At 40.0% G+C, this 22223-nt stretch carries 18 protein-coding genes and 1 riboswitch; of the genes, 4 read left to right on the forward strand and 14 right to left on the reverse strand.

Annotation, left to right across the window (positions count from 1 at the left end; genetic code table 11):
* Positions 1-134: 134 nt before the first annotated feature.
* The 4 genes from GY23_RS09290 to GY23_RS09305 form a co-directional block, all read right to left on the reverse strand.
* Complete coding sequence (locus GY23_RS09290) at positions 135-1118, reverse strand: tripartite tricarboxylate transporter substrate binding protein (protein ID WP_245827619.1); 984 nt, start codon at positions 1116-1118, stop codon at positions 135-137.
* 375 nt (positions 1119-1493) lie between these two features.
* A complete protein-coding gene (locus GY23_RS09295; RefSeq protein WP_075618908.1) occupies positions 1494-2168 on the reverse strand; it encodes an ABC transporter ATP-binding protein in 675 nt (224 codons plus the stop codon).
* A gap of 3 nt (positions 2169-2171) precedes the next feature.
* Positions 2172-3239 (reverse strand): ABC transporter permease, encoded by a 1068-nt coding sequence (locus GY23_RS09300; RefSeq protein ID WP_075618909.1) that lies wholly within the window; start codon positions 3237-3239, stop codon positions 2172-2174.
* A gap of 434 nt (positions 3240-3673) precedes the next feature.
* Positions 3674-4174 carry a helix-turn-helix domain-containing protein gene (locus GY23_RS09305; protein ID WP_075618910.1) on the reverse strand — a complete coding sequence of 167 codons (501 nt, stop codon included), beginning with the start codon at positions 4172-4174 and terminating at the stop codon, positions 3674-3676.
* Positions 4175-4265: 91 nt separating this feature from the next.
* Between GY23_RS09305 and GY23_RS09310 the strand changes: the two genes are divergently transcribed.
* The gene (locus GY23_RS09310) at positions 4266-5066 is read left to right on the forward strand and encodes a CPBP family intramembrane glutamic endopeptidase (protein WP_075618911.1); all 801 of its coding nucleotides are present in this window, start codon (positions 4266-4268) and stop codon (positions 5064-5066) included.
* Positions 5067-5422: 356 nt separating this feature from the next.
* Here GY23_RS09310 and GY23_RS09315 read toward each other — a convergent pair whose 3' ends face one another.
* Positions 5423-6412: a winged-helix domain-containing protein gene (locus GY23_RS09315; RefSeq protein ID WP_075618912.1), complete on the reverse strand. Its 990-nt coding sequence runs from the start codon at positions 6410-6412 to the stop codon at positions 5423-5425.
* Positions 6413-6790: 378 nt separating this feature from the next.
* On the opposite strand from GY23_RS09315, the gene pepV reads away from it, so the two are divergent.
* The gene (gene pepV, locus GY23_RS09320; protein ID WP_075618913.1) at positions 6791-8185 is read left to right on the forward strand and encodes a dipeptidase PepV; all 1395 of its coding nucleotides are present in this window, start codon (positions 6791-6793) and stop codon (positions 8183-8185) included.
* A gap of 68 nt (positions 8186-8253) precedes the next feature.
* Here pepV and GY23_RS18930 read toward each other — a convergent pair whose 3' ends face one another.
* The 6 genes from GY23_RS18930 to GY23_RS09350 all read right to left on the reverse strand — a co-directional run bounded on the left by GY23_RS18930 (position 8254) and on the right by GY23_RS09350 (position 15706).
* Positions 8254-10260: an ABC transporter ATP-binding protein gene (locus GY23_RS18930; protein WP_075618914.1), complete on the reverse strand. Its 2007-nt coding sequence runs from the start codon at positions 10258-10260 to the stop codon at positions 8254-8256.
* Between the two features lie 23 nt (positions 10261-10283).
* The gene (locus GY23_RS09330) at positions 10284-11243 is read right to left on the reverse strand and encodes an ABC transporter permease (RefSeq protein WP_075618915.1); all 960 of its coding nucleotides are present in this window, start codon (positions 11241-11243) and stop codon (positions 10284-10286) included.
* Between the two features lie 5 nt (positions 11244-11248).
* Complete coding sequence (locus tag GY23_RS09335) at positions 11249-12184, reverse strand: ABC transporter permease (protein WP_075618916.1); 936 nt, start codon at positions 12182-12184, stop codon at positions 11249-11251.
* A 101-nt stretch (positions 12185-12285) separates the two neighbouring features.
* The gene (locus GY23_RS09340; RefSeq protein ID WP_075618917.1) at positions 12286-13926 is read right to left on the reverse strand and encodes a peptide ABC transporter substrate-binding protein; all 1641 of its coding nucleotides are present in this window, start codon (positions 13924-13926) and stop codon (positions 12286-12288) included.
* A gap of 55 nt (positions 13927-13981) precedes the next feature.
* Positions 13982-14992: an asparaginase gene (locus GY23_RS09345; RefSeq protein WP_075618918.1), complete on the reverse strand. Its 1011-nt coding sequence runs from the start codon at positions 14990-14992 to the stop codon at positions 13982-13984.
* A gap of 243 nt (positions 14993-15235) precedes the next feature.
* On the reverse strand, positions 15236-15706 hold the full coding sequence (locus GY23_RS09350) for a DUF1648 domain-containing protein (RefSeq protein ID WP_161487592.1): 471 nt from the start codon (positions 15704-15706) through the stop codon (positions 15236-15238).
* A 167-nt stretch (positions 15707-15873) separates the two neighbouring features.
* On the opposite strand from GY23_RS09350, the gene GY23_RS09355 reads away from it, so the two are divergent.
* Positions 15874-17088 carry an MFS transporter gene (locus GY23_RS09355; RefSeq protein ID WP_075618919.1) on the forward strand — a complete coding sequence of 405 codons (1215 nt, stop codon included), beginning with the start codon at positions 15874-15876 and terminating at the stop codon, positions 17086-17088.
* A gap of 43 nt (positions 17089-17131) precedes the next feature.
* Here GY23_RS09355 and GY23_RS09360 read toward each other — a convergent pair whose 3' ends face one another.
* The gene (locus tag GY23_RS09360; RefSeq protein WP_075618920.1) at positions 17132-17569 is read right to left on the reverse strand and encodes a hypothetical protein; all 438 of its coding nucleotides are present in this window, start codon (positions 17567-17569) and stop codon (positions 17132-17134) included.
* A 440-nt stretch (positions 17570-18009) separates the two neighbouring features.
* Positions 18010-18160, forward strand: a riboswitch (cyclic di-AMP (ydaO/yuaA leader).
* Positions 18161-18310: 150 nt separating this feature from the next.
* On the opposite strand from GY23_RS09360, the gene GY23_RS09365 reads away from it, so the two are divergent.
* The gene (locus GY23_RS09365; protein ID WP_075618921.1) at positions 18311-20137 is read left to right on the forward strand and encodes an APC family permease; all 1827 of its coding nucleotides are present in this window, start codon (positions 18311-18313) and stop codon (positions 20135-20137) included.
* Positions 20138-20479: 342 nt separating this feature from the next.
* Here the strand turns inward: GY23_RS09365 and GY23_RS09370 are convergent, their stop codons facing one another.
* Entirely contained in the window at positions 20480-20764 is a 285-nt protein-coding gene (locus tag GY23_RS09370) for a YiaA/YiaB family inner membrane protein (RefSeq protein WP_075618922.1), read from the reverse strand.
* 153 nt (positions 20765-20917) lie between these two features.
* A complete protein-coding gene (locus GY23_RS09375) occupies positions 20918-21922 on the reverse strand; it encodes an LLM class flavin-dependent oxidoreductase (protein ID WP_075618923.1) in 1005 nt (334 codons plus the stop codon).
* Between the last annotated feature and the right edge of the window lie 301 nt (positions 21923-22223).

The raw sequence follows: 22223 nt of genomic DNA on the forward strand, positions 1-22223 counted from the left end.
TTTTGTTTGTATCCCATTTCTTAATAAACGGGATATCCATGTAATTATTTCAATTAGCATCTACGTTGCGTAACTTTGTCGTTTATAGAAGATATTTACAGTACGAGCTTCCAAAAGGAAACTCGTACTCTTTATCAATCGATATTCAAGGTAGGAATCAACTTTCCGAAAGAAGCATCCGAATCTTCCATTGCCTTCCCAAAGTCTTCACTATTTAATACAGAAATGCCTAAGCCGCTAGTTTCCATGAAGCTAATAAATTCTTCTTCCTTAGCAGCCTTCAAAAACGCATCCTCTAATTTAGTGATATAACTTTCAGGAGTACCTTTAGGAACAGTAACTCCTCTCCATGCTCCAACTTTAGCAATATCCAAACCAATGTCTGTAAGAGTTGGAACATCTGGCAATGTAGCTGCCTTTTCGGTATCTACGATTAGCAATGCTTTAAGCTTTCCTGCCTTCACATTTGCTAAAATCTCTGCAGGGCTAGCTGCCACCGCATCAACATGTCCGCCAAGAAGTGCCGTTACAGCAGGAGCAGCTCCATCAAATGGGATATGGTTAAATTCTACGCCTGCTGCTTTTTCTATTGATGCTGCAGATAAATGCCAAATGGCACCAGGAACAGTACTCCCCATTTTAATCTTTCTTGGATTTTCTTTTGCATAAGCAAAAAATTCTTCAATCGTGTCATAAGGTGCATCGAACGGAACAGCAATCGCACCTGGGTCAAAGTTGATTTGTGCCACTGGCTCGAAATCCTGATATTTGAGTTCCGATATGCCGAGATGTCTCAATGTAGTTAACTCCACCGTCACAAATGTTGCAGTTAACCCATCATTTTTTGCCATTGACCCTTCTGTCATACCCACTGATCCACCGCCACCTGGCTTGTTCACAACACTGATAGATTGCCCCAAATGTTTTTCAGCAGCATTTGCAAGTGATCGTGCAACAGCATCAGTACCCCCACCAGCTGGATGCGGCACAATCAACGTAATTGGTTTATCAGGGTATTTTTCATTTTCTTTTTGACTTGTAGCTCCATCAGCATCTCCACATGCAGCGAGTAAAACTGATAGTACAAGTAAAAATGAGATTAGTAGATTTCTTTTCAAAAAGTTCTCCTCCATTTTCTATCAACTAGTTAGTTTTTTTATTTGAATTGCTCTTTTGAAAACGCTTTCATTTCTTCACTTTAAAAGAATTATCTAGATTAATAGCCCCCCTCAGTCTATAACTCGGTTTAGTATATTAAACTGAGTTTTATTTAATAAACTCATTTTTCATTATATTATCACACTTGTTTAATAATTCAAATTATTTTTAAAATTATTTTGAAATGTGTTATTAATTGCATTTTCTATGGATTTCCTGAATGACCATAACATTCTGAATAACAAAATAAGCGAGTCTTTCCTCGATAATTACCGAAGAAAAGCTCGCTTATTATTAACGCCTTTTATATAGTAGATTAATTCTTTTTAAAAAACTTATGTCTCTTCCAACCTAATTTCCCCATCCGTCATTTTATACACTTTATCGCAGTAACTAATCAGTCGCGTATCATGGGTGACGACAATCGTGGTCGTTTTTTTGCTCTTTGTTTCTCTCTGTAGCAGTTCCATTACTTCATATGCCCGGTCCGAATCGAGTGATGCCGTTGGTTCGTCAGCGAGAATGATTGATGGGTTACTGTAAAGAGCTTTTGCAATGGCAACTCTTTGACGTTCCCCACCTGATAGATCTGCTGGGTATTTGTCGAGAAGGTCGCTGATGCCCAGTCCTTCATATAGTTGAGTTAGTTCCTCTTTTGTCATATTGTCCTTTTTTACTTGATCGAGGAGCTTCATTTGATTACGAACTGTCAGAAATGGGACAAGATTGGATGCCTGTAGAATAAAGCCGATTTCTTGCAACCTGATCTTAGATCGTTTTTTCTCGCTAAGTTCTGTTATATTTTGATTGTTGATGATGACTTCCCCACCAGTCGGGGTTTGTAGACCACCCGCAATTGTCAGGAATGTACTCTTACCTGATCCAGAGGGGCCAATGACCGCAATCAATTCTCCTTTTTCCGCTTGAAAATGTGTTTCTTTCAGTGCATCCACTTTTTTATGACCTGTGCCAAACGATTTTGTGACTTGATTTAATTCCAAAATGGCCATGACTTACCCCCCAATCGCTTTCAACGGATCGATTTTAACTATTGTCCAAACAGAGAATACAGCACCCATTATTGCCACCGCAATCAAGATCAGCCCATACATCACCATCGTAGCAATATCAAAGGATACCGGAACCGCTCCAGGAAGAAATGCTCCAGTGATGAGTGCCAGTGCAAATCCTACTGCCACCCCAATGACTGCCAAAATGAAGGTCTGTGCAATAACAGAGCGGGACAAGTATCCGTTCGAGACTCCCTGTGCCTTCATCACACCAAACAAACTAATTTTCTGTACGGTTAAGACGTACAGGAAGATAGCAACGATGACGGATGAAATGACAAACAAGAAGTAAATCATAAACGATAACGTCAAACTTTGTTCGGTATATCCCGGTAAGTTCGTTATAAACGTTTCAATTTCCACAACTTCGAGATCTTCATTGTCCGTAACGTTTGATAGATCATCGACGCGGAGCACAATGCCGTTAATCTGATCGCCTTTTGTCTCTGCCGCTTCTCCAAATTTGACGCGTTGGAAAGTGGATAAGTCGCCGTATAGAACTGGAGCTGCATTAAAACGAGCGTCCTCCGTAAATCCAACAATTGTTAACTTCTCTTCTGTAGAAGACAGGTCGAGTGTATCCCCAATTTCAAAGCCATCTTCTAGTAGTGCATCACTCGCAATAACTTCATTATTTTTTGAAAAGGCTTCCCCTTGTGACACATCAGGCATAATGAATTCATCTTTTTCAATACCAAAAATGGCAACATTGGCTTTCTTTCCACCGTTTGTGGCAATGGCATTGAACTGTCCAATGACTGCCGTATCTTCCGCTTCAATATCGTCAATGTCATCGAGCGTCATGGACGATTGAGGCAGGCTTTTATCTGATTCCTCGGTCACTACAATCGCTGTCGCTTCCCATTTGTCCACCGCTTCACGGTTCAAGTTTTCAAGCCCGCTTGCAAGACCAGATAGGAAGAACACTAAATACGAAACCAACATCAAGACGCCTGTAATTAAGATAAAGCGCAGTTTATTCTTTTTAATTTCATTCCACGCTAAAAACATGTGATTCACTTCCCACCCTGTAATTTCACGTAACAATCCACAAAAATCTTTCTATGTTAACCACTCTGTTATTATCGTACATTTTCGCTAGTCGCACGTTCCGCATGAATTCACGCTCCTGGGGCATGCTCCTGCGCAAGCTCGTCGCAAAATAGATGTGCATGCTCCTGCGCAAACTCGTCGCAGAAAAGCTGTGCAAGGCTCAAATGTACTCTCTTGTTTTTCCATTCAAGATCAACAGCGTTTAACATAGCCAAATATAAAAATAGGCTTACATCTTATTATGTTCAAACGTGTACCCAAATACAAATATGATGTCATTCAAAATGTATCTGTCCATTCCCTCATCATAAAAGTGTGTCCAGTATCGGGCAAAAAGGATGAATACGGTACAATTTTGTGTCATTATTGCTCCACAGTGAATTCCACTTCTATCATCCTCGTTCTTTCCTCGCTTTCACTTCGGCTAATGTATAGAGTTCTAGCAAATCCTGTTCTGAGAGTTTGGGTAAAAGTTCCCTAATTTCTTGCATGTACTGCTGTTTCTTTGTTTTCCCGGGAAATAAATCTTCCATGCAAAGGTCATCTTGAGAAGATGTTCCATTCAAGATGTCTTCCCATTCTTGCTCTGTTTGTGCGGCAGCTTTCACCGCTCCAACTAAATAATCCGTGATGTCTTCAAGTGTAGGCTCTTTTTCATCCTCCCAACTATTCATATTCTGGGGAGTTGACTTTAATAATAAATCTGTTGAAATATTAAATCGCTCACTTATTTTGACAACCCAGTTGGCAGAAAGCACACTGTTACCATTTTCCCAGCTTTTAATTTGACTTGCGGATGTTCCGATATCTCGACCAAGAGCCAACATAGACAAGCCGTGTTGCTGCCGTAAATATTTCAATTGTTGTCCAAACTTTTGTGTATTGAATTCCATAAACCATCACCTCTTAATTTTTTCTTATTAGTAAAAAGCGAAACCGTATCTTCTTAAATTACGTATAGCTTACTAGATAGGGGGTAAGTGGATGTTTGAAGAAATGAAGATAAGGCATTTATTGGGGTTTACCCTCTTAGTAAGTATTGTAACAATAACTTTCCTAGTTTTACTTTCAGCAAGTGAGCCTATAGTCGACATCACATTGCAGCTCATTATTTACGTAATTGTGCCAGTCTTATTTTTCAGGTACCATTTTAAGAAACAACAGATGTCCGTTAAGGATGTCGTCTTTGTAAAAGATGTAAAACGTTTGATACCTTCAATACTTGGACTGGTTGTATTGTCTATTGCGTTTTCACTGAGTGTATTTTGGTTCCAATTGTTTGCATTGATGCCGTTTGCTCCTGGTCTTGTCGACTTTTTCTTAGAGGCATTGCCAATGCCAGAAAATCCGTGGTATTTAGCCTTTACCATTATCTCAATCGCGATTATTGCCCCGATTGCAGAGGAATTTATTTTCCGTGGTGTGTTGTTAAAACGCATGATAGCAAAAACGTCCATGTGGACTGGAATCGTCATTTCAAGTGTACTGTTCGGAATTTTACATGCCGATATTATTGGAGCTTTCATATTTGGCGTCGTCGCTTCCCTTCTGTATATTAAAACCAATAATTTATTCGTTCCGATCTTATTGCATTTGTTCAATAATTCAATAGCCATGATTTGGACATTTATAGCTCCTACTTGGCCATCGTGGGCAGTCATGGAAAACAGTGATATTTATACTGAAGCACTTCCGAATACAATTGTTTTAGTCATTAGCTCTATTTTGATGGGAAGGGTTGTACTACGATTAGCTCGGGGAGTTAAAGAAAAACAGGTAATATGAGGCTAGTCAAAGGGGCCCGTTGACTTTTTAACACTTTATAGATTGTAGTGGAAGGCGGCGACTCCTGCGGGTTTAGCGGGACAGGTGAGACCCCGCAGGAAACGAGTTGTGCAAATGAATCTTGCACAACTCGTTTGCGACGAAGCTAGCGCAGCGATGCAGGAGCACATGTTTTTAAGCGACGAGGAGGCTCACCGTCCGCCTGTTTCTGCATCGCTACGCTAGCTTCGAAACATGAAAGTACGTTGGAACGGAAATCTTCATATTCATATAACGGAGAAATATTAATATGAAAAGAGCTGCCCTAAAAGTCATTTTCTATGACTTTTGGGACAGCCTCTTTGTCTTTGTAATATTCACTTTCCGCTTTCCGCACTCGTATTATTCAAGAATTTTTCTCCAATTTTGGTGATGGTGGTTCCCCCTCGACCTTGGCGAGCAAGAAGCAATCCCAATTCTTGTAGCACTTCCAGCCGAATACGTACTTGCTGTTCAGAGAGATAAAATCCATTAGACTCCAGCATTTGTTTCAGTTTTAGTCTGCCAAAAGAATTAAATTGCTTTTTTCCATCTTCGAAGAGTTCTAGAATTTTAATGCTTTCTTCCAAGAATCCATGTTCTTCAATTTTAGCGGTAATTTTGTTGATTCTCTCGTCTGTTAGTAAATCGTCGATTTTCAACGGTGTGTTCATGGAATGATTCGTCTCTACTTGGTTGCTAATTTCTAGAGCTTGTCCAACCCTATCATCCACAACCTCTATTGCCAAGGAAACTTGCGATTTCATAAAGCGATTGATCAAATGTTGTTTATCATAGTTTTCATCAATTAATATCGATAGCTCCAAAAACGTTTGATAGTCCAATAGCCTAGGTCCGATGTCTATGACGTTTGTAAGGTGTTGCGGCACTAACTGCATCTCACCGGGAGTTACAATAAAGTCGATTGCGTCTGGTATTGGAGTTACTCCATCATCCACAAAATAGGTGTGCTCGAAATAGATATTTTCAAGAGAAAATGCAGTTTCTTTTGAGTGTTCAATTGTATCATTGACTACCAATATCTTTTGACCATCTGGAAGGCTGATTAGTTCTTTTGTATTTACGATGTTAATTTCTCGTTTGGCGATAATGATGGGGCAGGATGCAGGAACAAAAGGACGTGTAATCCCGATTAAAATTCCTTTGGATAAAATCACGATGTCGCCAGGGGATATGATATTCATCTGTAAGTTTTTAATTGTTAAAGAAGAAATCTCTATTCTGTCCCCCAAGACCTCGATCAACTGTCTAGATATGATATTTAAATACGATTCTTGTATGGATAAAACATGAACTTTTCGTTTCATTGTATTAACCTCATTTAACGGCTTTTAGATTTTTGATTACGTTTCTAGTTTTGGTGCGTTTACCTTCTTTATGTGCATTTGCGCTCTTTCATTTTCTTTCCAAATCATGTGCTTTCTTTATAGAAATGGAGCAAAACTGGGGAGTAAAAACCTGCTCCTGCATCGCTACGCTGCTTCGTCGCAAAGACATTGACCGAAATGCTTTCGGCCAACGTCTTTCCTGCGGGATAGCGAGGCTCGGCGCTCGTCCGCGGAAAGCGCAGCAGTTTTGCGGAATATTATAGGGATTCTACCATTAGTCCGCTCTATTAATGTTACAATTATCATATAATTCTTTCTTCTTTTTGGAAAGTAAACTATTTGATTGGAGAGATACATATGCAAGCTTCACATAGTGACTTTATAAAAGATTTATCTGGATTATTAGCAATCCCGAGCCTTAAAGATATCACAGAAGCAACGGAAATTTCACCTTTTGGTCACGCAGTCAACGACGCATTATTATATATGCTGGACCTTGGTGAGAAAGCTGGTTTCCGCACTGTAAATCATGATGGTTATTATGGTTACATAGAATATGGACCTCCAGATGCAGAAGACTATATTGCCGTGCTTTGCCATGTGGACGTTGTTCCCGCTACCGGCACATGGACAAGCGATCCGTTCACTCCTACAGTAGTAGACGGCAAAATTGTAGCCCGCGGAGCAATTGACGATAAAGGTCCAACCATGGCTGCATTCTATGCTCTGAAACAATTGAAAGAAAATGAACCAGCTCCTACGCATCGCGTTCGTCTAATCATTGGCACAGATGAAGAGAGCGGAATGAAATGTATGCAGAAATATGTTGAAACCGAGCCCCCTGCACTTTTTGGATTTGCACCTGATGCAAGATTCCCAATCATTCACGCTGAAAAAGGACAAATTAACATTACATTGAAACTGGATGATGTTCATGATTCTTCTTCAGACTTTACGTTGCTCTCATTTGTCTCCGGAGAACGAGGAAATATGGTTCCCGATCACTGTAAATGTACATTCAAAGGCAGTAATATGGACAAATGGATGGCTGTCATTGAAAAAGAGGCAAGAGAAAAATCGTTTCCTTTTTCGTTGGTCAATACAGATGAGATTTTGACGTTGACCGTCAGCGGGAAATCTGCTCACGGAGCAGATCCCGCACAAGGGGAGAATGCTGCCTATTTAGCGGCAAGTCTACTCGATAAGCTCCCGCTTACAGGCAGTCAATTGGCTTACGTTCGTTTTATCACATCTGTCCTTCAAAACAATCATTACGGTGAGCAACTAGCTATCGAGCATTCCGATGAAATTACAGGTCCTTTAACTGTCAATGCAGGGATCTTTAACTTCAAGGCCCTTGAAGGCGGACAAATATCGTTGAATATCCGTTGTCCTGTTACCACTCCATACGAAGCAACCAAGAACAATATTGAGAAGGTTGCTTTAGCTCATGGCTTTACCATTGACGCCATCAGAGAACGCAATCCTCATTATGTAAGTGGAGACCATCCGGGTGTACAAGCCCTGGTTCAATCCTATGAGGAAGAAACCGGACTGGAAGGAACACTACTTTCTACTGGAGGTGCTACATATGCCCGCTATTTGGACAGTGGTGTTGCATTTGGCGCAGTCTTTCCTAACAAAGTGATGACAGCTCACCAAATTGATGAGTTTGCCGAACTGGAAGACTTATATAAAGCCATCGATATTTATCAAAGTGCCCTATCAAAACTGGTGCATTTAGAAAAATAACCGTCATTAACAGGACTTAAGAAAAGACAACCCACCGAATGATGATTTGGTGGGTGTTTTTATGTCGTCTATTCAATTAAATGGCATGCGACAAAATGGTTTGGTTTTGCTTCTTTCCAGATTGGCGTTTCTTTACATTTCTCCATGGCATAAGGACATCGTGTTCTGAAACGGCAGCCTGTCGGCGGATTCATCGGGTTAGGAAGGTCTCCAGTCAATATGATGCGCTCTCTTCCACGCTCAATCTTTGGATTAGGCGTAGGGACAGCTGATAATAATGCTTGCGTGTATGGATGCAACGGCTCTTTGCTAAGCTCATCCGTCGGTGCAAGTTCAACCAAGTTCCCTAAATACATGACACCGATTCGATCACTAATGTATTTAACCATCGATATATCATGAGCGATAAATAAATACGTCAGATCTTGCTCATGTTGTAAATCTTTTAACAAATTCACTACTTGCGCTTGGATGGAAACATCGAGTGCAGAAATAGGCTCGTCTGCAATGATGACATCCGGATTAACAGCCAGTGCTCGAGCAATCCCAATTCTTTGGCGTTGTCCACCTGAAAATTCATGTGGATAGCGATTCATGAATCCTTTATTCAAACCCACGATCTCCAGTAAGTTCTGGACAATATCTCTTCTGTCTTTGACACTTGCTGCTAGCTTATGAATGTCGATTCCTTCAGCTACAGAGTCGATTACTTTTTTTCGAGGATCTAGTGAAGCGTATGGATCCTGGAAAATCATTTGCATTTTCTGTCTGATTCGATTTTCATCTTGTTTCTTCAAATCACCATGAATCGGCTTTCCATTGAAATAAACTTCTCCACCCGTTGGTTCATATAACCGCATGATGGTCCGTCCGGTTGTCGACTTTCCACATCCCGACTCGCCCACTAATCCAAGGGTTTCACCTTTTCTAATATCAAAAGAGACGCCGTCAACCGCTTTTAAATAACTGTTGCCTGACATGTGGAAATGTTTTTTTAACTTATGAACTTGAATAATGGAGTCTGTTTTCGCAAAATCTTTTCTGTCTCTTCTTTTCGTTCTTTCCAGCTCTCTCTCTGTTGATTGAATCACAGTCGAGAGGTCTGGTGCTTTCTCATGCAATAACCAAGTTGCCGCGGTATGTGTTTTTGATACTGCAAACATCGGTGGCTGCACTTCATAATCAATCGCCATCGCAAATTCATTTCTTGCCGCAAACGCATCTCCTACAGGTGGGCTTAATAAATCGGGAGGAGTTCCTGGAATCGAATACAATTGTTCATTCGCTTCTAAATTCGGAATTGATTTTAATAGCCCCCAAGTATAGGGATGTTCGGATTGTTCGAAAACCTCTTCCACCGTTCCTTCTTCCACAATCTTGCCTGCGTACATTACAGCCACTTTATCCGCCATATTTGCCACTACGCCTAAATCATGTGTAATCAGGATAATGGAGGTGCCCGTCTTTCGTTGAATTTCCTTTAACAGATCCAGAATTTGAGCTTGTATCGTAACATCCAGTGCCGTCGTCGGCTCATCAGCGATCAGCAGTCTCGGATTACACGCAATGGCAATGGCAATTACAACGCGTTGACGCATGCCTCCGGAAAATTGATGTGGGTATTGATTGACTCTTGTTGCGGGTTCAGGAATCCCAACTAGATCCAATATTTCAATTGCTCGTTGTAGAGCTGCTTTTTTAGATATTTTCTCGTGTCTCATGACACTTTCAGCGACTTGTTTCCCAATCGTCATCGTCGGGTTGAGTGCCGTCATCGGATCTTGGAAAACCATGGCGATGTCAGATCCTCTAATTGACTCCATTTTCTTATCCGATATTTCCAGGATATTTTGACCGTCAAATAAGATCTTCCCACTATCATATGAGGCACTATGATCAGGCAATAACTGCATGATTGCCTTGGAAGTCACTGATTTCCCAGACCCTGATTCACCAACAATCGCTAATGTTTCACCTTTATTAACGGTGAAGTTCACACCTCGAACGGCTTTTACAACGCCTGCCTGAGTATGAAAAGAAACATAAAGATCTTTCACTTCTAATAATGGTTCCATATCGATTCACCCTCTAGATTATGTTATTTTCTCATTTTAGGGTCTAATGCATCTCGCAACCCATCGGCTAGCAAGTTAAAGCAGATCATTAAACCAACGATGACCAGTGTTGGGTACAGTAATAAATAGAAGTTATTTCTCATTCCCTCGAAGCCGTCATTAATTAATACACCTAGAGAAGCCAATGGTTCTTGTAGTCCAAGGCCGATAAAACTCAAGAATGCTTCTGTAAAAATAGCGGATGGGATTGTGAACATCATATTCACAATAATGAGTCCCAGTGTGTTTGGTATGAAATGTTCTTTTATCAGCCTGCCATTCGAAGCACCTAATGCACGTGAAGCTAATATGAATTCCTGTGACTTCAGTTTGAATACTTGCGAGCGAACGAGCCTCGCCATATTTACCCACCCTGTGATGACCATGGCGACAGTAATCGTGAAAATACCTGGCTTCATCAGCATAATCAATAAGATAATTAAAATAAGGTTTGGTATTCCGACCAATACCTCGATGATTCGCTGCATGATATTATCCACTTTTCCTCCGACTAATGCAGAAATGGAACCATAGATTACCCCAATTGCCAAGTCCAGTACGCTCGCTAAAAGCGCTATGTATAATGAAATTCGTGTACCTTCCCATATTCTCGTCCATTGGTCCCGTCCGAATTTATCCGTCCCAAACCAATGCTCACCATTTGGCTCTTGAAATGCCTTGTCATAATCGGTTTGCTCATATGTATATTCGTTCATATAAGGTCCGAGCAGTGCCAGGAGAACCAGTAGAGAAATGATAACCAAGCTGACAACTGCCCCTTTATTTTTTGTTAGGCGCAACCAACTTTCTTTGAGAATGCCTACATGGGGTCTCGCAATTGTATCTTGTGACTCTTTTTTTGCACCAACAACTTTAAACGAATCTTCTCGAAATACTCCCTCTGTCTCTTTGACTTCGTATTTTTCTAGATTAGTATTAGTCATCTAATTCACCCCTTTGAGCCGGTTAAGCGTATTCTCGGATCAACGATTCCATACAGCAAATCAACCACTAGAATGGTTAAAATGTAAAATGCACTGTAAAAAAGAGTTAAGCCCATAATTGTTGTATAGTCATTTACTTTGATTGAATCAACGAATAAACTTCCGATTCCTGGAACACCAAATATATTTTCGATAACTAGTGACCCTGTCAGTAAACTAACCGTAATGGGCCCAAGGATCGTAATGATTGGAATCATGGAATTACGGAGTGTATGGCGGATGATGACATTCATTTGTGAAAGTCCTTTAGATTTCGCAGTTAAGATGTAATCTTGCTGCAATACCTCAAGCATTTCATTCCTCATGAAACGAGCAATCAATGCGATGACCATCATTGAAAGTGCGATGGTGGGCAGAATCGAGCTATCGTAACTTTCCCAGAAGGCTACCGGTAAAATGCCCCATTTCAATCCAACATAGTATTGCAGGAGAGCAGCGAAAACGAAGTTCGGTATTGCTACCCCGATAACTGCGATGAACATGGTGAAAAAATCCCACATCGTGTTATGTCTGAATGCAGCAATCATCCCTAAAATCAAACCAATTGATACACCCAAAAGCGCGGCCTGAGCGCCTAATAAAGCAGACGGTCCGATTCGGCTCGAGATTAATGATTCAACTTGCTGACCTTTGTAGTAATAAGAAATTCCTAAGTCGCCCTTCACGAGATTTCCCATGTACTTCGCATACTGAACGGCAACCGGTTGATCAAGTCCGTATCGTGCGTAAAACTCCATTCGATCTTCATCAGATAATCCCGCAAGCTTCTCTTCATCAAATGGCGACCCCGGTAACAACTTCATCAGAAAAAATGTCACTGTCGCAATTACAAATAACGTCACTAAAATATTGACTATCCGTACAGCAAGAAATTTTTTCAATACAGTTCACCTCTTTTATTAAAATGATTCTTAAAGGAAGAAATGAAGAAAGAGAGAGAAATTCTCTCTCTTCCTTTCATTCTTTAATCAGTAGCAATTTTTCACTTTTTCTTAATATATTTCAATTCCAATGGTGCTCCATACGGATGTATCGTAAAATTCGTTACTTCAGCGTTTTGTAAGAAGGCTTTCCCTTCATCGTAAAGCGGTGCAATAACGGCGTCATCTACAACCAGTGCTTTTTCTGCTTCAAGAAGGTAATCCATACGTTTTACCTCATCTGTTTCTGATTTACTTTTCGCAACTAAATCATTGTATACCGTACTGCTATAGTGTCCGCGTAGTGGGCTTGCTGGTGTTCCGACCCATAAATCCATATACGTACTTGCATCGTTATAGTCGGCACCCCATTTGTTGATTCCCATTTGGTACGCATCGTCTCTCATCGCTTGAAGTCTTCCACTGTAAGGTTTAGTCGAAATGTTCACATCGACGCCTAAGTTTTTCTTGAATTCACTTTGAAGGAATGTTGCTGTGTCTTTTGCAATGGTGTCATCAGCCGTCAAAATTTCGATGGCAGGCAGTGTTCCACCAATTTCTTTAAGTCCTGCAGCAAGATATTCTTTTGCTTTTTCAACATTAGGTGTAACTAAATCCGGATTCAGTTCACGGAATAATTTGCCGTCAACCCCTGCCATTCCACTTGCAACGACACCTGAAGCAGGCGTAGAACCGTTATTCAAGATTTGAGCTGTCAAAATTTCCGGATCATATCCAAGTTGGAATGCTTTTCTGATATTTACGTTGTCAAATGGTGCTTTCGTTAAGTTAAATTGCACGAACCATGAATTGAATTTAGATTCTGTGCCAAATTCTTTGTCATCTTGATATGATTGAATGTCAGATGATGACAAGTAGACACGATCTAAATCGCCCGCTTCATATAAATTCAATGCTGTACTGTTTTCTTTGATGACTTTCAAGCTTACTTCATCGATACCTACATTTTCTTTGTCCCAATACTTGTCGTTCTTCACTAATTTCACGCCAGCTGCTTGATCGTACTCAGTCATCGTGAAAGGTCCATTGAACAAGATGTTTTCAGTTGTAAGTGCAAAGTCATCCCCAGCTTCTGTTACAAACTTTTCGTTAAGTGGGAAATACGTAACGAATGCCGTTAATCCAAGGAAATAAGGTGTTGGTTCATTCAACGTAACAACTAATGTTGTGTCGTCTTCTGCAACGATGCCAACCTCGCTATCCGTCGCTACGCCTTCCACGAATTCAGCAGCGCCTTTTACATAATCCGCGATGATGAATGCATATGAACCTGCTGTATCTGGGTGAATTGCACGTAACCAAGAATAGCGGAAATCAGCTGCTGTTACTGGATCCCCATTACTCCATTTCACGCCTTCACGCAATTTAAATGTATACGTCAATTTATCTTCAGAGATTTCTACACTCTCCGCCATTGCCGGTACAGCTTCATGATTCTCATCCAAACGGTATAAACCTTCCATAATGTTGTTCAAGATTCCAAATGAAATACCGTCTGTTGTTTTTACTTGGTTTAAATCGGGAATATCATTTTCAAGACTTAACTTCAGTGTCTTTTTCTCATCTTTTGATCCATCTTTACTGTCCGAATTTCCATTAGACGAATCGGAGAAGTTACAGCCTGACAATACAAGAACAAGTGCCAACATCGATAGTGCTAATAATTTCATAGATTTTCTCACGTAATTTCCCCCTACTTGTGTTAAATAATTTGTAAAAAGTTTTATAGTAAATGCATTATGCATGTCCTAACGTAAAGTCTGGTAATAATTCACCAATTTTCTCTTTTCTTGCATTTTTCAATGTTGGGTGATGATACTCATTTAATTGTTCCTTTTGATGTTCACCCAAGAGACCCAACTGGCTTAAAACTTCAACAGCTACCGGGGAAGTGGCACGTCCGTTCCCATCCTCGATTTTGATCGCAATCCCGATTCCCGTTTCTTTATCCCCGATGCAATAAACGCCTTCCGCTCCGGCCTTCCCAAACATTCGACCATCTAAAACGCGCATAAAGTCTGAACAGAAACGCTCAGTACCTCCAACCATCTCAGGTGCCTCCATCATCGCTGTCGTAATTTTATTAATGGCTTCTTGACGTTTTGCTGGCAACTGGACTGGGTCAGCCAGCTTCGCGAAACCTAATGCTAAGTTATGTAGAGGTATACCATGCACCGGTACGCCGCAACCATCGATCCCGATCGCTATGTCTTCTTTTGGAACTTCCGTTAAGTCACTAATGGCTTCCATGATTCGTTGTTGAACAGGATGGTCAATTTTATAATAATCATCTGTCGACTCATTCATATGTTTAGCTGTTGCAAGCATCCCGCTGTGTTTCCCAGAACAGTTATTATAGATTGCCGTAACTACTCCATTCGCTTTGATCAATGCTTCGTAAGTGTCCTGCCACCTCGGGTTATGCGTTCCACACTGTAGGTCCGAATAGCTTAACTCTGCTCTTTCCAATATGGATTGAACACGGTTGGTATGTTGGTCTTCTCCATTATGAGAGGCACATGTCAAAGACAGATCTGCGTGATCAAAATTGTAGTGCTCTGCTGCCCCAGTTTCCACAATCGGAATGGCTTGGAGTGGTTTCATTGAAGACCTTGCGTAAACTACTTCTAGTGGATTTCCCAATGAATAAAGTAACTCCCCTTTGGAATTGACCACTGCAACATGACCCCTATGTAAACTTTCAACTAATTCCCCTCTTGAAACTTTCACTAATATTTCCGCTGTCATATTGACACCCTCTTAATTTTTTAATTTATTTGATATTTCAATAATATTAAAACACATTCGAACCTATTGCAACCTATTTTTATAATACTTAAATACAAATAACCTATTAGAACCTATAATATTGTGACATTCCTATCGAAATCGAAAAAAGGGACCTCCATGTGGAAGTCCCTTTCTATCTGAAAATAATTCAATAAATTCCTTTAGTATGAAAAGACGCATACTACCGAATTTATTGCTGCTTTATCTAAGACGTAGACCACGTGCAAACAAATAGGCAATCGATCCAAACAAAATCACGAGGAACAACGGCATTTGCCAAGCTCCCAGTACCATTTCATGTCCACGTGCAATACGAACCGTCTCCACAGTCATGTAAGCAATAAAAATCATGATTTCATTTCTCATTACGTTAACCAGTAACTGTGAATTTTTATAAAGACGTTCCTTATTTTCTTCCGTCAATCCAATGTAATTGTGCGTGTGTGGGTATTTCTCGATAAAATACAGACCAATCCACATGGCAAGCCCTATCACGGGCAGAATGGAAAGTGTCCATTTCCCTCCCCAGCCATCCGGTTCACCTGCAAAGTTGTAATGGATCGGAACCTCACTCGGAATGGAAGACCATATCGTAATTAAATAGACGATGCTTACACCGAATAAAAGTAAGGCAATGCAATCAAAGGCTTTTTCAAAAAAACTCTTTTTCATAGGTAGCAATGGTTGCTTATATATTGCCATTTTATGAACACCCTTTCACTTGTCTAATCAGATTAAAGCACCCGGAAATTTCGTGTCTCAAAGTACTTGTTTTCTTGAAATTCAAGTATATAATTCGTTACAGATAGAATTATATTTTGATTGATTATGGAGAGAACATGAGACCTTATAATGAAAAAATCAGTATTTATCACGGAATGGCCTCGACCATTGCATTGAACTTTTCCGCAAACTTCTTTCCGATTTTTGCGATTACCATTTTAGGAGCAACGAATTATCAAGTTGGTTTAATTAGTTCATTGCCTCCACTGATGGCATTATTAATGACGATTCCTGCCGCAATTTTATTAAACCGAGCACACACTCAAAAGAAACTAGTCGCGATGTCGGTGTTGATTGCCCGCTTAATGTTTTTATTCATTGTAACACTGGTTTATTTGCCTTCCCAGTCCTATCAAGCATGGGCATTTCTCGCAATTATTGCCTTTATGAGTGTACCGAATACGGTCGCTAATATCGGATGGCAGACGTTCATTAGTGGCATCATCAGTGATTCGAGAAGGGGCGACTTTTTTAGTGATCGGAACCGATTGCTTACGATGGTTGGTCTCGTTTCGACGCTTTTAATTGGGATTTTAATGAGGAACTCATCAGATAATGTCATGGCCTATCAAGCGTTATTCGTTGCCGCACTTGGTTTTGGCTTAATAGAAGTGTTTTTATTGATGAAACATAAAGAAGAACCGTTGAAATCAGAAGGACCGATGGTGAAAAAGAAAATAATGGACTGGTCAATTTTCCAACATTCCGCATATGTATGGTTTTTGATCGCTGCACTATTTTTCAATTTTGCTTGGCAAATGGCTTGGGGAATTTTTAATATTTATCACGTGCGTGTTGTCGGCGCGACCATTTTTTGGATCAGTATGTTCTCCGTTGGCAATATGCTTACACAAATCTTGACGTTTCCACTGTGGAAAAAATGGGCTGAACGGAAATCTAACGTGCTAGTTTTTGTCTGGGCAGCAATCGGCATGGCGACAACCCCATTTTTAACTGTCTTATCAACGAATTTATATTATATTACGCTTGTGCAATCGATTTCAGGCTTCTTCTTGTCCGGGGTGGTATTACTTTTATTTAATCTATTGCTTGAGCAGTCGCCTGAAGAGTCTCGGACTTACTGTATTACAACGTATAATGTTCTGCTCGCTTTTGTTGCTTTTATTGCACCACAACTCGGCATTTGGATGTTAAATGCCTGGGGTGTAGAAATGGCTATGTATTTTAACTCAGGACTTCGTCTGCTTAGTGCTGCAGTGTTTTATGTAGTGTATGTTCGGTATGCACGAATAGCTAAGAACGCAATTTAACCTGAACGGAGCCCACATTCGATACTGGATTGGGCTCTTTTTTCTAATCCAGAACTTTTTCCTCAATAACCAACGCTGAAGTTGTGCAAAATGCAGTAACCATAACTAAATAAATCGGATACATAATTAGTTGGGCTATTATTATGAGTCCACTTACAGGTGCGGGCATTTCCCCTTGATTCGTTATTGGGAACAGATAGGAAAAGAGTGCGATGAATAGAATCAAATATGGAAACCAAAGAATGACCGCCCAAAAGCTTGATTTTTTACCCTCTAGCCATTTACTAATTAAGAAAACAAATACTATGGTAGACAGAACAAACCCAATAAGATGTAGTCCTGCTATGACACCATTTACTGTATCTGCTTCCCAACCCGTTAAACGCCAAATTCGGTAGAAATTGAGTTGAAGTTCAATCGAAATTCCTATCACGATTGCAAATAATAAACTGACCACGTTTAGCTTCAAAAAGTACTTCACTTATACAAACCCTCCATCAAAGTCAGAGTCGATGAAAATTTTCAGATTATATAGATTACATAACTCGTTTTCGAATAAAAAGGTTCCATCTACTACAAATTCCTCATAGCGAGATTGGATTTTGTTAGATTCAATTTGATTCCCATCTTTCCAAACTAATTGCAGGATTTAATTCTTTTTCCATCAGTTTTACCCCCTAGTTTTTTCTACTTACTAAACAGATTGATATTGCACTTTCTTATCTCGATTTCCAGTGCTTTTCCCATTCCATTCATTGCTTCTTTTAGATGATTATTTATTTTTTTAAGATGGACCAATGACGATGAATACTATTTTTTTCTAAATAAGCTAGTAATACGTGGTTTTAATATGAATATATGCCTTCAGAAATTGTTATTTACAAGTTGAAACGAAAAGAGTAGTATTGTCTGCAGTTTCATATTTCTAAATCGCTTAATCCATTTGGAACGGGGGACCCATTTTATTGTGGCATCTCTGGCCGCTTGGGGTGAATCCTACGTATTGTAGGTAGGGCTACTCTTTTAGCCCGAACCCGACAGCTAACTCCGTAAGCGTTATGAGAGAGGAATTTGAACTAGTGAGAGTGTCATAATGTCCACTAGGCTATTTTCTCTATGCCTTGTGGGCTTTTTTGTCGTTATTTAACGTATCATGCATTGCATTATGGGTTGTCTTTTTGCGGATGGAAAAGATCGCTCGATACAGAAAGAAGTGGGGAAAATGTTATCCGGAGTGAAAAGATTTTTAATCGGTCGTCCTTTAAAGTCATCTGAATTGGGTGAACAAAAGCTTAATAAAACAAAAGCTTTAGCGATCCTTTCTTCAGATGCGTTATCTTCTGTTGCATATGGTCCAGAACAGATTTTGCTCGTATTAGTCACCGTAGGTACAATTGCGTTTTGGTATTCCATCCCGATTGCAGTAGGTGTCCTTGTACTGTTGTTGGCCCTTATATTATCTTATAGACAAATTATCTTTGCCTACCCACGTGGTGGTGGCGCCTATATTGTGGCAAAAGAGAACCTTGGAGAGAATGCGGGATTGATTGCAGGTGGTTCTTTATTGGTGGATTATATTCTGACGGTTGCGGTAAGTGTCTCGGCCGGTACCGATGCCATTACGTCTGCAATTCCAAGCCTACACGACCATAATGTTGCCATTGCCAGTGTATTGGTGATCTTCGTTACGGTTTTGAATTTACGAGGCATTACAGAGTCTGCTTCCATACTCGCTTATCCTGTCTATTTATTTGTACTCGCGTTGTTTATCTTAATTGGTGTGGGGCTTTTCAATACTGTTACTGGCAATGTTTCAGCTGATCTGCACGCACCACTTGGTACTCCAGTGGCTGGACTTACCTTATTCTTGTTGCTTAGAGCTTTCGCTTCAGGAAGTTCTGCACTAACCGGAGTTGAAGCCATTTCAAATTCAATTCCAAACTTTAAAAATCCAGCTGCTAAAAATGCTGCAAAAACATTAGTGATTATGGGTTCATTGCTTGCAGTTCTATTCGTGGGCATTGTTTTCTTGGCCTTTTACTATGGCATTACACCCAAAGTTGAGGAAACAGTTATTTCTCAACTGGCTTCCGAGATCTTCGGAAGAAACTTTATGTATTACTTCATACAAGGAACGACAGCCATGATTCTTGTTCTTGCGGCAAATACAGGGTATTCAGCCTTCCCACTTTTGGCTTTTAGTCTTTCGAATGATAAATACATTCCAAGCATGTTCAAAATGAGAGGCGATCGCCTGGGATACTCCAATGGAATCATCACGTTAGGAATCACTTCCATCCTGCTCATTGTTATCTTTCAAGGGCAAACAGAAGAACTAATCCCGTTGTATGCTGTCGGGGTATTCATCCCCTTTACGTTATCCCAGACGGGAATGCTCGTAAAATGGATGAGAGAAAAACCAAAAGGTTGGACGGTCAAACTAATTACTAACTTTGTTGGGGCATTTATCAGTTTCGCGGTCATGATGATTTTTTTCATTACCAAATTTGGTCAGGTTTGGGCTGTTCTCATCTTCCTGCCTCTACTCGTTTTTGTTTTTCATAAAATAAAAAAACACTATCTTGCAGTTGGAGAACAGTTGAGTATTTCCACTAGTGAACCTGCGTTGCCCATTGAAGGGAACGTGATCATTGTACCTGTTGCAGGAATCACACATGTAGTAGAGAACTCCTTGAACTATGCCAAATCGCTTCATCCAAACCATATCATTGCCGTATATGTGGCTTTTGAGAGAGAAGATGAACTCATTTTTCAAGAAAAGTGGAAGAAATGGCAGCCCGATGTACGGCTGGTGACCTTATACTCACAATATAGAAGCATCACTCAACCATTAGCAAAATTTATTAGTACAGTGGAGTATAAGGCAAATGCATCGAACTATCGAGTAACCGTCTTGATTCCACAATTCATTCCCAAAAAAGGATGGCATAATATTCTCCATAACCAATCAAGTTTACTGATCCGGTCCATCTTGCTTTATCGAAGAGATGTAGTGGTAACTACAGTTCCTTATCGTTTTAAAAAGTAAATAATTTGAATCAAATTTATTAGAGTTAGTTTTTATTTTTAACTTCACTATCGAGGAGTCGGCGTTTTTGCCCCTAGAACTACTACCTTTGTTCTTCATGCTTATGAAACCGAAAAAGGCGAATTATCGCTATCTATATGATCAGGTATTTACAGGATGAGAATAGAAAGCCCATCGACTATTTTCGATGGGCTTTTCGTATTTGTGAGAAAAAATCATTGATTTACTAGGGAAAGAAGCAATCGCATAAATATTTGGGGAATTTCATTCAAAAAATCATTGCCAACAGGCAATACTTTTTTGTACATTTACTACGATTTTATGGTCACGATTCCGGAATTTTCAAGACTCCTTTGTATGGGATGGAATTCTGGTATTGTTCAAGTGGCGTTCTTGCTCAGCCAGGATATCATTATCCTCCGCATTATCACGTGTCACTTTTTGTGTCAGGATTGCCCCGACAGCCACCAATATCATTACTGCGATGTAATATCCTTTTTCATTCAGTTGCAAACTGTCCGCATTGTATAGACCAATACAAAACAAGAAAACACCTGCAAATAACGTGAAATAAGCCAATACTGTAAAGGCAACCGTATTGCGTCTTCTGTACTTAGTTGGAAACATGGAGATCCCTTCTTTCTAATCACTTTTCACCTATTATATATGATTAGAAAAGAAATTCTAGATTAATAATGACAATATTCCCTCTTTTTCGACTTTAACATACCTCTCCTAATAAAAATGCTCACCATGAAAGGGTGAGCGTTTTACATGAAGTTAAATTTGAGTCATCGCTTCTTGCAATATTTCATAGGAGCGTTTTCTCGCTTCCTGGTCAAACACATAAGAAACGGCCATCAATTCATCCACCTGGAATGTCCCAAGGAATGATGTCAATTGCTCAATAATCGCATGTCTGTCACCTTTAAATGTAAAAGCTGACATGCCTCTAACTGCATTTTCTTCGTAATAATTCCATAGACCTTCCATCGATTCAACAGGAGGTTTCAACATTTCCTGTTTTCGGCTCACCACATTCAAGTAAAATCTGTCGCTAGTTGTCGATAATCGATCTGCCTCTTCATTTGTATCAGCGGCAATCACATTTACACAAACCATCACATACGGAGCGGCTAAATATTCTGATGGAACAAACTGATTGCGATAAATATGTATCGCTTGCTCGAACTGTTGTGGAGCAAAGTGTGCAGCAAATACATATGGATATCCTAAACGAGCTGCTAACTCTGCACTTGATGTACTTGATCCCAAAATATAAATTGGAACATCGGCACCCACTCCTGGATATGCATGTACTTGACCTTGCGCATTTTGCGATTTAAAATAATTTTGCAATTCCACCACATCTTGCGGGAATGCAAAAGACGTTTCCTGTGTGGTTCTTCTTAAAGCATGAGCAGTTTGCATATCTGTACCGGGTGCTCGGCCTAGTCCCAAATCCACTCGATTAGGATACATCGTTTCTAATGTGCCAAACTGTTCTGCTACAACTAGTGGTGCATGGTTCGGTAACATCACCCCGCCTGAACCTACTTTAATCGACTCCGTCTTCTCCAGTACATGCCCAATTAATATGGAAGTGGCAGAACTAATGACACTCTGTGAATTATGATGTTCCGTTAGCCAATAACGGTTATACCCTAACTTCTCTACATGTGTAGCAAGACCAACCATATCTTCAAAAGCTTCTTTATTGGTCTGTCCTTCTTTTACAGCTACCAAATCCAAAACGGATACTGGTATCGGTTGAATTTCTTTCATATAAAAACATCCCTTCATCGATCAACAATCTACCTTTGATATTAAAACCAATAAAACCTTTCTTCAAGGTATTTGCCTAGGCAAACTATATCTAATCTTTTATTGCGGTCCGTTATTTAAAATACGATTGTAAAAGAGGATACGGGTTTCATTTAAACTCGAACTCTTTGTTCCTCCTCTTTCTCGCACACTCCTACTAAAGAAACAACAGTAACCAACAATAATCTAAAAAAGAACACAAAAAAACCAATACCTTTCGGTATCGGTTTTCTAATTGCCTAGCGACGTCCTACGCACGCAA

It is taken from the genome of Paenisporosarcina indica, assembly GCF_001939075.1.
GTDB lineage: Bacteria > Bacillota > Bacilli > Bacillales_A > Planococcaceae > Paenisporosarcina > Paenisporosarcina indica.

Coding starts and splice junctions, on each gene's coding strand:
- pepV (WP_075618913.1), top strand. CDS start 6,791: ATGCAAGCTTCACATAGTGACTTTATAAAAGATTTATCTGGATTATTA.
- GY23_RS09350 (WP_161487592.1), bottom strand. CDS start 15,706: ATGAAAAAGAGTTTTTTTGAAAAAGCCTTTGATTGCATTGCCTTACTT.
- GY23_RS09370 (WP_075618922.1), bottom strand. CDS start 20,764: ATGTTTCCAACTAAGTACAGAAGACGCAATACGGTTGCCTTTACAGTA.
- GY23_RS18930 (WP_075618914.1), bottom strand. CDS start 10,260: ATGGAACCATTATTAGAAGTGAAAGATCTTTATGTTTCTTTTCATACT.
- GY23_RS09305 (WP_075618910.1), bottom strand. CDS start 4,174: ATGGAATTCAATACACAAAAGTTTGGACAACAATTGAAATATTTACGG.
- GY23_RS09355 (WP_075618919.1), top strand. CDS start 15,874: ATGAGACCTTATAATGAAAAAATCAGTATTTATCACGGAATGGCCTCG.
- GY23_RS09295 (WP_075618908.1), bottom strand. CDS start 2,168: ATGGCCATTTTGGAATTAAATCAAGTCACAAAATCGTTTGGCACAGGT.
- GY23_RS09375 (WP_075618923.1), bottom strand. CDS start 21,922: ATGAAAGAAATTCAACCGATACCAGTATCCGTTTTGGATTTGGTAGCT.
- GY23_RS09300 (WP_075618909.1), bottom strand. CDS start 3,239: ATGTTTTTAGCGTGGAATGAAATTAAAAAGAATAAACTGCGCTTTATC.
- GY23_RS09345 (WP_075618918.1), bottom strand. CDS start 14,992: ATGACAGCGGAAATATTAGTGAAAGTTTCAAGAGGGGAATTAGTTGAA.
- GY23_RS09310 (WP_075618911.1), top strand. CDS start 4,266: ATGTTTGAAGAAATGAAGATAAGGCATTTATTGGGGTTTACCCTCTTA.
- GY23_RS09330 (WP_075618915.1), bottom strand. CDS start 11,243: ATGACTAATACTAATCTAGAAAAATACGAAGTCAAAGAGACAGAGGGA.
- GY23_RS09315 (WP_075618912.1), bottom strand. CDS start 6,412: ATGAAACGAAAAGTTCATGTTTTATCCATACAAGAATCGTATTTAAAT.
- GY23_RS09365 (WP_075618921.1), top strand. CDS start 18,311: ATGTTATCCGGAGTGAAAAGATTTTTAATCGGTCGTCCTTTAAAGTCA.